The sequence below is a fragment of the Kribbella sp. NBC_00709 genome (assembly GCF_036226565.1).
Classification (GTDB): Bacteria; Actinomycetota; Actinomycetes; order Propionibacteriales; family Kribbellaceae; genus Kribbella.
Genome location: NZ_CP108996.1, coordinates 2,229,135 through 2,242,455 on the forward strand (window position 1 = coordinate 2,229,135; position 13,321 = coordinate 2,242,455).

Here is a 13,321-nt window from a genome sequence, read left to right on the forward strand (position 1 = left end):
CGGCACACTTAGGGGTATGAGTACCGAAAGAGTCGTTGGAGTCGGGGCTGGTGCCGCCGGATTCGACCCGGCGTACGAGCGCGGTGGAGCCGGCTCGGACCTGCCGACCACCGACATGGTGCTCAACATCGGTCCGCAGCACCCGGCGACCCACGGCGTACTGCGGCTGCGGCTGACCCTGGACGGTGAGCGGATCGTCGGCTGCGAGCCGATCATCGGCTACATGCACCGCGGCGCGGAGAAGCTGTTCGAGGTCCGCGACTACCGGCAGATCATCGTGCTGGCGAACCGCCACGACTGGCTGTCCGCGTTCGCGAACGAGCTCGGCGTCGTGCTCGCGGTCGAGCGGATGATGGGCCTCGAGGTGCCGGTCCGCGCGGTCTGGCTGCGGACCCTGCTGGCCGAGCTGAACCGGGTGCTGAACCACCTGATGTTCCTCGGCTCGTACCCGCTGGAGCTCGGCGCGATCACGCCCGTGTTCTACGCGTTCCGTGAGCGCGAGACGATCCAGGCCGTGATGGAGGAGCTGTCCGGCGGCCGGATGCACTACATGTTCAACCGGGTCGGCGGACTCAAGGAAGACCTGCCGTACGGCTGGCTCGGTCGCGCGGCCGCCGCCTCAGCCGCGGTCCGCAAGCGCCTGCCCGACATCGAGGACCTCATCCTCGGCAACGAGATCTTCCGGGCCCGGACCGTCGGCGTCGGCAAGCTCGCTCCCGAGCTCATCGCGCAGTACGGCGTCTCCGGCCCGATCGCCCGCGCCTCCGGAGTCGACGCCGACCTCCGCCGCGACGAGCCCTACCTGGCGTACGGCGACCTGCAGGAGGTACTCCGCGTCGTGACCCGCCCCGAGGGTGACTGCTTCGCCCGCTTCTCGGTGCTGCTCGAACAGGTGAAGGTCTCGCTCGACCTGGTCGACGCCTGCCTCGACAAGCTGTCCGCGCTGCCCGCCGGACCGGTGAACGTCCGGCTGCCGAAGATCCTCAAGGTCCCCGAAGGCCAGACCTACGCCTGGACCGAGAGCCCGCTCGGCATCAACGGCTACTACCTGGTCTCCCGCGGCGACAAGACGCCCTGGCGGCTGAAACTCCGCTCGGCCAGCTTCAACAACATCTCCGCGCTACCGGCCTTGCTGCCCGGCACGATGATCCCCGACATGATCGCCATCCTCGGCAGCATGTTCTTCGTCGTCGGCGACATCGACAAGTAGTCAGAACTCGCGACCCGCCACCGGCGGACGGTGTGCACCCGCGATCAGCTGCACCAGCCCGGCGACCGGCAGCGGCTTCCCCGGATCGGCATGCCCGGCGGCCCGCTGCTTCGCCGTACTCGCCTTCGACAGGTACGGCGTGACGTACGCCGCCGTCTCCGGCTCGAACCGCCAACTCTCGCTCAGCGGACCGACGTCGACCACGTCGAACCCCAGCGTCTGGATCAGAGCCGTGGCCGCAGCCTTCGCGTCCGCGTCGTCGCCGGCGATCGGCAACGCACTGCGATCCGTCGCGTCGGCGGGCCTGGCCAGCGTCACGATGTTCCGGGCGCTGATGTTGTTGAACGCCTTCACGGTATGGGCTTCGGGCAAGTGTTCCTGGAGCAGCTGCGCCGTGGTCACCACCTCGCGGTCGAGCCGGTCGATCCGGCCGTCACGATGCGGGTAGTAGTTCATCGTGTCCAGCACGACCTTGCCCGCGAAGGACTCCACCGGCAGTTCGGCGTACCGCCCGAGCGGAATGGTGACGAGGACCCAGTCCCCGGCTCGCGCAGCCTCCTCGACAGTTCCCGCCCGGACGCCGAGGTCGCGGACCTTGTCCGCCAGGCTCTCCGGGCCGCGGGAGTTCGCCATCACCACATCGACGCCGGCGCCGACCGCGAGCCACGCCACCACCGACCCGATGTTGCCGCTGCCGATGATTCCGAGTGTCGCCATGGATGCCTCCGCTAGCCCTTCGCCGCGATCAGTTCCTGCAGGGGCTCGCGGATGCCGTCGGCGACCGCGAACACGCCGCGGGACTCGGGTGCGTGGTCGGTGCCGTCCAGGTCCAGGACCGTGACGCCCGCCTCGCGGCAGATCGCCACGCCGGCCATCGTGTCCCAGGGCTTGTTGGAGAACATGATCAGCGCGTCGAAGTACCCGTTCGCGGTCCAGGTGAGCGCGGTCGCCGCCGTACCGATCATCCGCAGCCGCTGCACCCGCGGATAGAGCCGTTGGGTCAGAGCCAGTCGATCGGCGTTCGCCGCCTCGGCGTCCGGCCCGACGGCATAGTCGCCCACGGCAACCAACGCCTCGGTCAGGTCGGTGCACTCGCTGCCCCGGATCGCCTTCTCGTTGCAGGTGGCGCCGAGACCCTCCGCGGCGGCGTACGTCGTACCGAGCGCCGGGTGATCGATGACGCCCGCGACGGCCCGTCCTTCGTGGATGAGGCCGAGCGAGATCGCCCACAGCGGTACGCCGTGGATGAAGTTCACCGTCCCGTCGACCGGGTCGAGCACCCAACGCGTCCCGTCGGTCGCCCCGCCCTCCTCCTCGCCGAGCACCCCGATCTCCGGGGTCTCGCGCTCGAGGAACGCCCGTACCTCGCGCTCCACGGCGAAGTCGACCTCGGAGGCCATGTCCCGATCGCCCTTGGACGTCAACTCACCGGGCGCCCGCGACTGCGTCACGACCCGTCCACGCGCAACAGCAGCCTCGGCAACCTTCAGCAGCTTCGCAAGATCCACACCCCAGAACCTACGCGATGCCCACGTCCCGGCGGCGCCGGCGCCAAGCAGCGGCCGCGGCGACACCACCGATCGCCAGCGCACCGACCGCTGCTGCCTGGCCGATCTTGATCGGGCAGCCTGACGCGCAGTCCGGGATCGGATACGGCAGCCCCGGGTTCAGCTCGTGCGTCTCGTCGGCCGACACGTACGCCTCGTCGGCCGGGAACGGGAAGCCCTCCGGGTTCAGCAGGCGGTACCAGTACAGGTCGTCCCACGCCTTCCGCCGGCACGTCACATTCACCGACGGTGACTCGTACGGCGTCGGACCCAGTTGCCCGATCGGCAGATGATCCTCGTTGTACACCGTGACATGGCCGTTCGGATCGTTCATCGTCACAGCCGGGTAGTTCGCATCCAGCCCCATGATCGCAGTATGGGGCCGAGGTCAGGACGCGGCCAGGCCTCGGAGCTTCAGGTCGACCACGGTCGGGGCATCGGCCTGGGAGTGCTTGTCGCCGGCGGCAACGACCGTGGCGACCTCCTCGTCGATCTTGTCGAGGCGCTGGTCGATCTTGTCCAACCGGCGCTGCATCAGGTCGACGAACTCGGCGTTCTCGACCACGCGGGCGCTGGTGATCCGCGAGTACTCCTGCGCGACCTGCGCGCGCTCGTCGGAGTGGGCCAGCCGCTCGACCAGCAACTGATGGCGGAACAGGACCGCGCCGGCAACCGCGACCAGCGCCGCACCGACCGCGGCCGCCCGGAGAATCCAGGCATTCTGCGAGAAGAGCGCAATGCTCACGCCCAGGCAGACAACGATCAGAGATGCGTTGGCAACGGTGAGAACGGTGGTCCTGGTTCGACGGCGGCTACCCCTTGACCCCATGGACCGACATGTTAGGGGGTCTCGTCGGGGTCCTCGGGAATACGACACGCGCGTTCGAGCAACAAACCGGCCGTGACGACCAGCACAGAGATCACTGCCGCGAGCCCGGCCATGATCACACGGTTACGAGGGCCGGAGGAGCCCATCGCCTGCAGGAAGCTTAACGCGAACCCTGCGTAAACGCCGGTGCACAACGCGCCGACGAACGCGGACGCCTTGCCGATCATCAGCAAGAACACCGCGCGGGACGCTTCGACCCGCTCCCGGCGTACCTGGATCCGCTGGTGGGTGTTGCGGGCGGCGGCGAACAGCAACGCGGCCAGGAACGCCCAGGCGACCAGCGTCAGCCACGACACCGTCGGCGCGACCCCGCCGCCGGACTCGATCGCCTTCACCATCGTGACGCCGATCGCGACCCCCAGGACGGCGATCGCGATCAGCAGCCGGCGTGAGGTCGGCCGCACCGAGCCCGGCCGTGGCGGTTCCTTGTTCTCCCCGGGCGCCTGACCCGACTCGGGACCGCCGGACACCACTACTGCAGCTCGATGTCGAGCTTGGTCACGCCGTCGGTGCCGACCTTGGCGAGCAGCTCCGACACCGGTCCGTGGCCCGGCAGCACCGCGTCCCGCTCGATGTCGAGCCACGGCGCCAGCACGAACGCGCGCTCGTGCGCCCGCGGGTGCGGCAACGTCAGTTCCTCGGTCTCGACCGTCTTCGTCCCGTAGGTGATCAGGTCGACGTCGAGGGTCCGCGGCGCGCCCGGCACGCTGCGCTCCCGGCCGAACGCCTGCTCGATCGCCTGCGCGCGCTCCAGCAGCAGGTCGACGGCCAGGGTGGAGTCGGCCAGCAGGACGATGTTCAGATACGGACCGGACTCGTCCGGGCCGCCGATCGGAGCGGTCTCGTAGACCGGCGAGACATCGACCACCACGACGTCCGGGGTGTCCCGCAGTGCGTCGACCGCACCCTGCAGGTTCGCCTCACGATCGCCGAGATTACTGCCGAGCGACAGGATCACCTGGCGGATCGGCTTCAGGCCACCGCTCAGGGTGTCCGCGTCGATGACGTGGGGACTAGGGGTCTCAGTCACGAGGATTCTCCGGCTCTGCGCTGCACGGTCAGGACAACGTCGTCGAACGGCACCGTGATCGGCGCCGAGGGTTTGTGGATGGTGACCGCCGTCGCTGTCACCCGCTTGTCGGCGAGGCAGAGATCGGCGATGCGCTGGGCGAGGGTCTCGATCAGATCCACCGGGTCGGTCTCGATCGCCTGGTGCACCTGCTCGGCCACCACCCCGTAGTTCACGGTGTCGGCCAGGTCGTCGGAGGCCGCGGCGGACCGGGTGTCCAGCTCCAGCCGGACGTCCACGACGAACTCCTGTCCGTCGGCCCGCTCGTGGTCGAACACCCCGTGGCGCCCGAAACCGCGGATGCCCCGGATCTCGATCACGTCAGGAGGGGTCGGGCCGCAGTGTTGTGTGACCTCGCTCCGCTCGCTCACGGCGCCTCCTCCTGTCGGCCCCCAGACGACGACAGTACCGGTGAGGCATGGTGGATCCACAACCGCCAGCCGCTAGAAGTTCGACGAAAAACGTTCGTGGCGAGCGCTTTGCCGCCCGCGAAGCCGTCCTCGGGGGCACCTTCACCCGACGACAGGACATTCTCCGTACACGTGACGTATGCCACGTCTTCATCCACCCGCACCTGCACATCGGTCAGGAAGAACTGGATGTACGGCGTGTTCGCGAAGATCATCGCCCACGCCCGCATCATCTCGGCGTACCCGGAGATCGCCGCGTTGCCGGGATGGATGCAGACCGGGTCCGGGTCCGGCAGCCAGACGGCCGCCATCAGATCCAGGTCGCCGGCCTCGAACGCGTTGTAGAACGCGGTGTTGGCGTTCAGGACGACGTCCTCGACGGTCGCACCGCGTGCACCATCGCCGCCGGTGCCCTGCCGCGGTCCGTCCGTCATACCGTTCCCCATCTCTTCGCCACCCGGACCGCGTCCGCGTTCGGTGCCACCGCGTGCGCCCGGACACACCAGGCTCCCGCTGCGGCGGCCAGGGCGGTCACGGCCACGCTCGCGTCGTCTCGTCGTACGGCCGGTCTGGGTTCGCCGGTCTGCTCGTCGGCGAGCAGCCTACCGAGGAACGTCTTCCGGGACGCACCGATCAGCAACGGTCTTTCCAGTACGGCGAATTCCCGCAACCGGCGCAGAATCTCCCAGTTGTGGCCGGCGTTCTTCGCGAACCCCAGTCCGGGGTCGAGCGCGACCCGGTTCAGGTCGATGCCGGCCTGGCGCAGTACTTCGAGGCGTTCGCCCAGCTCGGCGATGACCTCGGCCACCACGTCGTCGTACTCGGCGCGGTTCTGCATGTCGATCGAGTGCCCGCGCCAATGCATGCACAGGTACGGCGTCTTCCGCTCGGCCACCAGCGGGAGCATGTCCGGATCGGCCTGGCCGCCGGACACGTCGTTGATCATCGTGGCGCCGGCGTCGAGCATGAGCTCCGCGACCCCGGCCCGCATCGTGTCGACGGAGATGATCGCGCCTTCCGCGGCGAGCGTCTCGATCACCGGCAGGACCCGGCGGATCTCTTCGTCAGGCGACGGCCGGACCGCTCCTGGCCGGGTCGACTCGCCGCCGACGTCCAGCAGGTCGGCCCCTTCGGCCAGCAACTCCCGGCCGTGCTTGATCGCCGCGGCCGGCTCGAACCACTCGCCGCCGTCCGAGAACGAGTCCGGCGTCACGTTCACAACTCCCATGACGAGACAGCGGTCCGCCACCGGCAGCCCGTCCACGTGAACCCGCGATCCGTTTCCCACCCACACACCGTAGTAGGCGCATCCCCCAGTCCAGCAACCAGCCGCACATTTCTGCCGGCAGCAGCGCGCCGGGCTCAGTTGGCGAGGATCAGGCGGGACTGGGTGGACTGGAGAGCCTCGGCGATGGGCTGGGAGTAGGACTCGTTGGTCTGGCCGGACTTCTCCAGGCACTGGCCGTTGATCAGGGCCGCGCCACTGGTGATGCCCTGGGCGTAGTTCCCGGTCATGTTCGCGCCGCCGGAGTCACCCGCTTCGACGCAGGCGGTGTGCTGGAACAGTCCGCGGACGATGCGGTTGTTCCCGTAGTTCACGGTGACGTTGCGCGCGACGATCCGCCCGCAGGTCCAGCCGGTGCTCTTCCCCGACTTGCACAGCGTCGATCCGACCGTGGCGTCCGCGATCCCCTTGACCGCGACGTTCCCGGCGCCCCAGCCCTCGACGTACCCCTGCTGGTCCCAGCCCTCGATCACGCCGACCGAGCCGAAGTCGTTGCCGGGGAAGCTCGAGGTGTACGTGTTGCCGAGGATGTAGCCGTTCCGCGAGAACGACGGCTTGCCCGCCGTGCAGTGCCCCGCGGTCAGGAAGATCCGGTTGCCCTTGCGGGTCCGGGCGTTGAAGCCGAGCGAGCACACGTAGCCGGTGTTCTTGTCCACCTGGACGCCACCGCGCAGGCCGAAGTCGTCCGCGGTCGGCCGGATCGTCCCGGCCACCTTCCGGACCGTGACCCGCTCGCCGTTCGCCACGGCGCGGGACAGGAACCGCTGGGTGATCGAGTCGCGCGCGCCCTTCGGCACCGACACGACCACGGTCCCCGAGACCGGATCGACGTACCAGGACCGCACCTTGCCGGCGCTCGACGTCATGGCCAGCTTGTTCAGCTGGCCCTGCACGGCGTTGAGCTCGCGGGCGGTGAACCGGACCAGGCGCGGGATCGCACCGATCTGGCGGACCAGCTGCGCCGTCGCCAGGTCGGAGACCGCGACGTTCAGCTCGCCGGTGTTGTCGTAGTAGCTGCCCACCACACCCGAGTCGGACCCGAGCTGGGACTCCAGCGTCTCCGCGACGAGCGGGTCCTCGGTCTGGTTCTGAGCGGTCTTCTGGGTGGTCTTGGTCCGCGTGTCCGCGGTGGCCCAGTTCGCCGCGACCAGCCCGCCGGCCGTCAGGACGACGACCCCGGCCACTGCGGCGCCGACCCGGAAACGCCCCGACATCCTGTCCTCCTCACACCGGCACCTGGTCCCCGTTGGCCGAGTGCCACTACGGAAAGTAAACGCTCAGCGACAGAATGTCCATAGTGCCGGACTCCTAAACTTCAACGAAGGCAGGGGTCGCGGGGCTACGGTTCAGCCGACGATCAGGCTCATCGCCTCCGCGCGGGTGACGGGATTACGCAGCTGACCCCGGACCGCGGAGGTGATCGTCTTGGCGCCCGGTTTCCGGACACCGCGCATGGTCATGCACAGGTGTTCGCACTCGATCACCACGATCACGCCGCGCGGCTGGAGGATCTCGACCAGGGACTCGGCGATCTGAGTGGTCAGCCGTTCCTGGATCTGCGGTCGTTTCGCGTACACGTCGACCAGTCGGGCGAGCTTGGACAGCCCGGTGATCCGGCCGTCCCGGCTCGGGATGTACCCGACGTGCGCGACGCCGGTGAACGGGACCAGGTGGTGCTCACACAGGCTCCAGACCTCGATGTCCTTCACCAGGACCATCTCATCGTGCTCGAGGGCGAACGTGGTCGTCAGCACGTCCCCGGCGCTCTGGCCGAGCCCGGCCACGATCTCGGCGTACGAGCGGGCCACCCGGCCCGGCGTGTCCCGCAGCCCTTCGCGGTCCGGGTCCTCCCCGATCGCGTACAGCAGCTCCCGTACGGCCCGTTCCGCCCGCGCGTGGTCGAACTTCGGTGAGGTCATCCAGCCACTGTAAATTTCAGCGCCGCAAAACAGCGACGCCGCCACCCGGCTGGGTGGCGGCGTCGCGGTTGATCACTGCTTGTTCGGCGGGGTGGCTCCGCTGCCGTAGTCCGGCGGCCGGATGGCCTCGTCCGGGCCGACCGAACCGCCCGGCAGCACATCGTGCAGCGAGCCGTTCTGCTCAGCGCGGGCGGCGCCGTTGGTCGGCATCACCGGCGGCTGGTCCGACGGCACCCGGGTGGACGAGCCGGTCCAGGCCGGCCGCCGCTCCCGCATGATCACCGGCTCGAAGATCCGGGCGATCTGGTGCTTGTCCAGCGTCTCCTTCTCCAGCAGCTCCTCGACCAGGTGGTCCAGGACCACGCGGTTCTCGACCAGGATGTCGAAGGCTTCCTGGTGCGCGTTCAGGATCAGCTTGCCGACCTCTTCGTCGACCGCGGCGGCGATCTCCTCGGAGTAGTTCCGCTGGCTGCCGAAGTCGCGGCCCAGGAACGGCTCGCTGTTGTCCGAGCCGAACTTGATCGCGCCCAGCCGCTCGGTCATGCCGTACTGCGTGACCATCGCCCGGGCCAGCGCCGACGCCTTCTCGATGTCGTTGCTCGCACCGGTGGTCGGGTCGTGGAAGACCATCTCCTCGGCCGCCCGGCCGCCGAGCATGTAGGCCAGCTTGTCGAGCATCTCGGAGCGGGTGGTCGAGTACTTGTCCTCGTCCGGCATCACCATCGTGTAGCCGAGCGCGCGGCCACGCGGCAGGATCGTCACCTTCTGCACCGGGTCGGAGTGCGGCAGCGCCGCGGCGACCAGCGCGTGCCCACCCTCGTGGTACGCGGTGAGCACCTTCTCCTTGTCCGACATCAGCCGGGTCCGGCGCTGCGGACCGGCGATCACGCGGTCGATGGCCTCGTCCAGCGCGCGGTTGTCGATCACCTGCGCGTTCGACCGGGCGGTCAGCAGGGCCGCCTCGTTCAGCACGTTGGCCAGGTCCGCACCGGTCATCCCCGGCGTCCGGCGGGCGACCGCCGTCAGGTCGACATCGGGAGCCATCGGCTTGCCGCGGGAGTGGACCTTGAGGATCTGCGTACGGCCGGGCAGGTCCGGCGCGTCGACGGCGATCTGCCGGTCGAACCGGCCCGGGCGCAGCAGCGCCGGGTCGAGCACGTCGGGCCGGTTGGTGGCCGCGATCAGGATCACACCGCCGCGGACGTCGAAGCCGTCCATCTCGACCAGCAGCTGGTTCAGCGTCTGCTCGCGCTCGTCGTGACCACCGCCGAGGCCCGCACCACGGTGCCGGCCGACGGCGTCGATCTCGTCGATGAACACGATCGCCGGGGCGTTCGTCTTGGCCTGCTCGAACAGGTCGCGGACCCGGGAGGCACCGACACCGACGAACATCTCGACGAAGTCCGAACCGGAGATCGAGTAGAACGGCACACCCGCCTCGCCGGCCACCGCGCGGGCCAGCAGCGTCTTACCCGTACCGGGCTGGCCGTAGAGCAGCACGCCCTTCGGGATCTTCGCGCCGACCGCCTGGAACTTGCCCGGCTCCTGCAGGAACTCCTTGATCTCACCGAGCTCCTCGACCGCCTCGTCACAGCCGGCGACGTCGGCGAACGTGGTCTTCGGGGTGTCCTTGGTGATCAGCTTGGCCTTCGACTTGGCGAAGCTCATCACCCGCGAGCCGCCGCCCTGCATCGAGTTCATCAAGAAGATGAAGACCACCGCGATCAGCAGGAACGGGATCAGCGTGGAGAACACCTGGCCGATGAAGCTCGGCTTCGGGTTCTCGACGTCGTACCGCTCGATCTTGCCGTCCTGGAACAGCGACTGCAGGTCGGTGCCGAGGGTCTCGGCCTGGCCGTCGACCCAGTGCGCCCGGAGCTTGGTGCCGTCGGTCTTCTCGACCCGGATCTCCTGGTCGGGGTCGATCAGCGTCACCGACTTGATCGTCTTGTCGCTCGACGACTTGGCCTGCTGGATCAGCTGGACGACCTGGCCGGTGGCTTCGGTCTTGTACCCGGTCGAGCCGGTCAGGAGCTGCCCGATCACCAGTACGCCCAGGAAGGCGACGACGATCCAGAACAGGGGTCCGCGGAAGATGCGCTTCACGTCCATGATCGGGGCCTAGGCCCCGTCCCTCCTAGCTCGGCAGGCCCGGGTGTGGCGGGCTTGTGACGGTAATACCAGTCCAAGTGTCTCGTGTCGCACAAGACAACACAGCACGAGGGTCACCAATGGACAGTACGACCCGTTGTACAGGCCGTCACCAAAGTCTGCCTTGAATGCCGGATCAGGAGTAGACGTGCGGCGCCAGCGTGGCCACGCAGCGCAGGTTCCGGTACTTTTCCGCGTAGTCCAGGCCATAACCGACCACGAACTCGTCCGGCAGCTCCAGGCCGACGTACTTGACCGGGACCCGCATCTTGGCCGCGTCCGGCTTCACGAAGGCGGTGCACAGCTCCAGCGAGGCCGGCTTGCGTGACTCCAGGTTGCTGACCAGCCAGCTGAGCGTGAGCCCGGTGTCGATGATGTCCTCGACGATCAGCACGTGCCGGTTGGTGATGTCGGTGTCCAGGTCCTTCTGGATCCGCACCACGCCCGACGACTTGGTCCCCGAGCCGTACGACGAGATGGCCATCCAGTCCATCTCCACGTGCCGGCTGAACGACCTGGCCAGGTCGGCCATCACCATCACCGCACCGCGCAGGACCCCGACCATCAGCAGGTCCTTGCCCTCGTAGTCGGCCTCGATCCGCGCTGCCAGCTCCCGCAGCTTCGCGAGGATCTGGTCCTCGGTGTAATGGATCTTGGTCAGGTCCTTCTCGATGTCCGCCGCATCCACGTCGCTCAGCCTGTCACATCCGGCCCGAGGATGATGAATCCGGCCTTGCGGATCGCCCGGATGCCCTGTGGCAGGTCGATCCAGCGCTGGCCGCGCCAGTCGGTCACCAGCGCGTCGACCGCCGCGATATGTCCCGCGGTCAGGTCCGTGGCCCGGCAGCCGGCTTCCAGTGCGGCCTGCCGCAGTACCCGGGTGCGGATCGCGGCGGGCTCGTCGGTCAGTACGCCGACCTCAGCGCGCACCTCACCCTCGTCACGTCGCAGTGCGCTCTCCGCGACATCCGCAGCAAGCAGGTCGAGCGCATCCGCGTCAGCGCGCAGCAGTCCCGCCGTACGAGCCAGCGCCTCGACCACACCAGGGCCCAGCGCCTCCTCGAGCACCGGCAGCACCTCGTGCCGGACCCGGACCCGCGTGTACTGCGGGTCGTCGTTGTGCGGGTCGTGCCACGGCCGGAGCCCGGACGCGATGCACGCCGCCGCGGTAGTGCCCCGTGGCACCTCCAAGAACGGCCTCCGCAGCCGACCGACCGCCGGAGCCATCCCAGCGAGCGAGCGGGCACCCGAACCACGTCCCAGACCAAGTAGGACGGTCTCGGCCTGGTCGTCGCGGGTGTGGGCCAGCAGCACGATGTCTGCGCCCAGCTCATCCGCCGCATCGCGCAGTGCGTCGTACCGGGCTGTCCGGGCCGCGCCTTCCGGACCGCCCTCCGTGCCGACCTGCACCGGTCGGACCTGGACCGGGTCGAGTCCGAGGCCGCGGCACTGATCGGCGGCCGTCTCGGCGACGTGAGCGGAGTCAGCCTGCAGACCGTGGTCCACGACGATCGCACCGGCTCGCAGACCGAGCTTCGGCGCTTCGAAGGCCGTGGCGGCGGCCAGGGCGAGCGAGTCCGTGCCACCGGAGCAGGCGACCAGGACGGTCGTGCTCTCCGGCAACTCGGTCAGCGTCGCGCGAACCGCCTCGCGAGTACGGGCGATGGCCGGGTGCAGCTTGCCGCGCCTGCGCTCGACCATCTCCTCCACGGCGGATCCAGCCGACCCAGCTGACTCAGCCGTGGAGTCGGCTGACCCAGGCATCCGGGTTCGCGATCTCGGTCTTGGTCGGCAGCGTGTTCGGACCGGTCCAGACCCGGTTGAAGCCCTCCATACCAACCCGGTCGACCACGCGGCGTACGAACGCCGCTCCGTCCTTGTACTGCCGCAGCTTCGCGTCCAGCCCGAGCAGCCGCTTCAGCAGCTGGTCCACCGGGTTGCCACTCTGCCGGCGCGACGTGAACTTGGACCGGATGTTGTCGACGGTCGGAATGACCGACGGCCCGACCCCGTCCATCACGAAGTCCGCGTGGCCTTCCAGCAACGACATGACCGCGGTCAGCCGGTCCAGCACCGCACGCTGCTCCGGCGACTGCATCAGGTCCACCAGGCTCAGCTCAGCCTCACCACGGACCGACCGTCCCAGTCGTTGCACAGCCTCCCGGAACATCGCGGCGTACGCCGATGCGTCCAGCTCGGCCTGGTCCAGGAACAGGGCGATCTCCGACCGCAGGTGGTCCCGCAGCCAGGGGACCGCGGTGAACTGCACCCGGTGCGTCTCCTCATGCAGACACACCCACAGGCGGAAGTCCCGCGGTACGACGTTGAGCTCGGACTCCACCTGCATGACGTTGGGCGCCACGAGCAGCAGCCGACCGGTCAAGTGGGGGCGGTCCGGGTCCGGCTGAGCCGGGTAGAACGGATCGAACTGTCCGAGCACCCGCGACGACAGGAAGGCGAGCAGCGCGCCGGCCTCGATCCCGGTCACCCGTGAGCCGACTGCCGAGGACAGACCGGCCGTCCGGTCGGCCTTCTCGCGCAGCTTGTCCGCCAGGGGCTGCAGGACGGTCCGGAAGCCGTCGGCGTTCGCCTGGACCCAGCCGGGCCGGTCCACGATCACCACTGGCGCCGTGGCCGACGTGGCCTGCAGTCCGGTGAAGTCGCGCACATGCCCTTCGGACTCGGCCGCGAACTGACGCAGGTCGGAGACCACCTGCTCCGCCTCCGCACGGCTGACCGCGGGCCCCGGGCGCAGCAACTTCCGCGCCACACCGTTCGCCAGCTGCCAGTCGACCATCTCGGTCGTGGTCCCGCCTTCAGCCGTACTCATACAACGACCCT

At 68.9% G+C, this 13,321-nt stretch carries 16 protein-coding genes; 1 reads left to right on the top strand and 15 read right to left on the bottom strand.

What is annotated here, in order from left to right; translation table 11 throughout:
• Positions 1–16: 16 nt before the first annotated feature.
• Entirely contained in the window at positions 17–1,210 is a 1,194-nt protein-coding gene (locus tag OHA18_RS10940) for an NADH-quinone oxidoreductase subunit D (protein ID WP_329003862.1), read from the top strand.
• Here the strand turns inward: OHA18_RS10940 and OHA18_RS10945 are convergent, their stop codons facing one another.
• The 15 genes from OHA18_RS10945 to OHA18_RS11015 all read right to left on the bottom strand — a co-directional run bounded on the left by OHA18_RS10945 (position 1,211) and on the right by OHA18_RS11015 (position 13,310).
• A complete protein-coding gene (locus OHA18_RS10945; protein ID WP_329003863.1) occupies positions 1,211–1,927 on the bottom strand; it encodes an NADPH-dependent F420 reductase in 717 nt (238 codons plus the stop codon).
• Positions 1,928–1,938: 11 nt separating this feature from the next.
• Positions 1,939–2,718 (bottom strand): inositol monophosphatase family protein, encoded by a 780-nt coding sequence (locus tag OHA18_RS10950; RefSeq protein ID WP_329003865.1) that lies wholly within the window; start codon positions 2,716–2,718, stop codon positions 1,939–1,941.
• 10 nt (positions 2,719–2,728) lie between these two features.
• Complete coding sequence (locus OHA18_RS10955; protein ID WP_329003866.1) at positions 2,729–3,124, bottom strand: hypothetical protein; 396 nt, start codon at positions 3,122–3,124, stop codon at positions 2,729–2,731.
• 21 nt (positions 3,125–3,145) lie between these two features.
• On the bottom strand, positions 3,146–3,502 hold the full coding sequence (locus OHA18_RS10960) for a hypothetical protein (protein ID WP_329003867.1): 357 nt from the start codon (positions 3,500–3,502) through the stop codon (positions 3,146–3,148).
• Between the two features lie 95 nt (positions 3,503–3,597).
• The gene (locus tag OHA18_RS10965) at positions 3,598–4,116 is read right to left on the bottom strand and encodes a DUF3180 domain-containing protein (protein WP_329003868.1); all 519 of its coding nucleotides are present in this window, start codon (positions 4,114–4,116) and stop codon (positions 3,598–3,600) included.
• 2 nt (positions 4,117–4,118) lie between these two features.
• Positions 4,119–4,676, bottom strand: a complete 558-nt coding sequence (gene folK / locus OHA18_RS10970; protein WP_329003869.1) for a 2-amino-4-hydroxy-6-hydroxymethyldihydropteridine diphosphokinase — start codon at positions 4,674–4,676, stop codon at positions 4,119–4,121.
• Positions 4,673–5,086 carry a dihydroneopterin aldolase gene (gene folB / locus OHA18_RS10975; protein WP_329003870.1) on the bottom strand — a complete coding sequence of 138 codons (414 nt, stop codon included), beginning with the start codon at positions 5,084–5,086 and terminating at the stop codon, positions 4,673–4,675. The genes folK and folB overlap by 4 nt, the downstream gene beginning before the upstream one ends.
• The gene (locus tag OHA18_RS10980) at positions 5,083–5,559 is read right to left on the bottom strand and encodes a nuclear transport factor 2 family protein (RefSeq protein WP_329003871.1); all 477 of its coding nucleotides are present in this window, start codon (positions 5,557–5,559) and stop codon (positions 5,083–5,085) included. The genes folB and OHA18_RS10980 overlap by 4 nt, the downstream gene beginning before the upstream one ends.
• Positions 5,556–6,353 (bottom strand): dihydropteroate synthase, encoded by a 798-nt coding sequence (folP, locus tag OHA18_RS10985; protein WP_329006083.1) that lies wholly within the window; start codon positions 6,351–6,353, stop codon positions 5,556–5,558. Before folP ends, OHA18_RS10980 begins: the two co-directional genes overlap by 4 nt.
• A gap of 134 nt (positions 6,354–6,487) precedes the next feature.
• Entirely contained in the window at positions 6,488–7,624 is a 1,137-nt protein-coding gene (locus OHA18_RS10990) for a S1 family peptidase (protein ID WP_329003873.1), read from the bottom strand.
• 132 nt (positions 7,625–7,756) lie between these two features.
• A complete protein-coding gene (gene folE / locus OHA18_RS10995; protein WP_329003874.1) occupies positions 7,757–8,329 on the bottom strand; it encodes a GTP cyclohydrolase I FolE in 573 nt (190 codons plus the stop codon).
• 72 nt (positions 8,330–8,401) lie between these two features.
• On the bottom strand, positions 8,402–10,441 hold the full coding sequence (gene ftsH / locus OHA18_RS11000) for an ATP-dependent zinc metalloprotease FtsH (RefSeq protein WP_329003875.1): 2,040 nt from the start codon (positions 10,439–10,441) through the stop codon (positions 8,402–8,404).
• 175 nt (positions 10,442–10,616) lie between these two features.
• Positions 10,617–11,168, bottom strand: a complete 552-nt coding sequence (hpt, locus tag OHA18_RS11005; RefSeq protein ID WP_329003876.1) for a hypoxanthine phosphoribosyltransferase — start codon at positions 11,166–11,168, stop codon at positions 10,617–10,619.
• A 5-nt stretch (positions 11,169–11,173) separates the two neighbouring features.
• The gene (gene tilS / locus OHA18_RS11010) at positions 11,174–12,181 is read right to left on the bottom strand and encodes a tRNA lysidine(34) synthetase TilS (protein ID WP_329006084.1); all 1,008 of its coding nucleotides are present in this window, start codon (positions 12,179–12,181) and stop codon (positions 11,174–11,176) included.
• A gap of 34 nt (positions 12,182–12,215) precedes the next feature.
• Positions 12,216–13,310: a zinc-dependent metalloprotease gene (locus tag OHA18_RS11015; protein ID WP_329003877.1), complete on the bottom strand. Its 1,095-nt coding sequence runs from the start codon at positions 13,308–13,310 to the stop codon at positions 12,216–12,218.
• Positions 13,311–13,321: the final 11 nt, after the last annotated feature.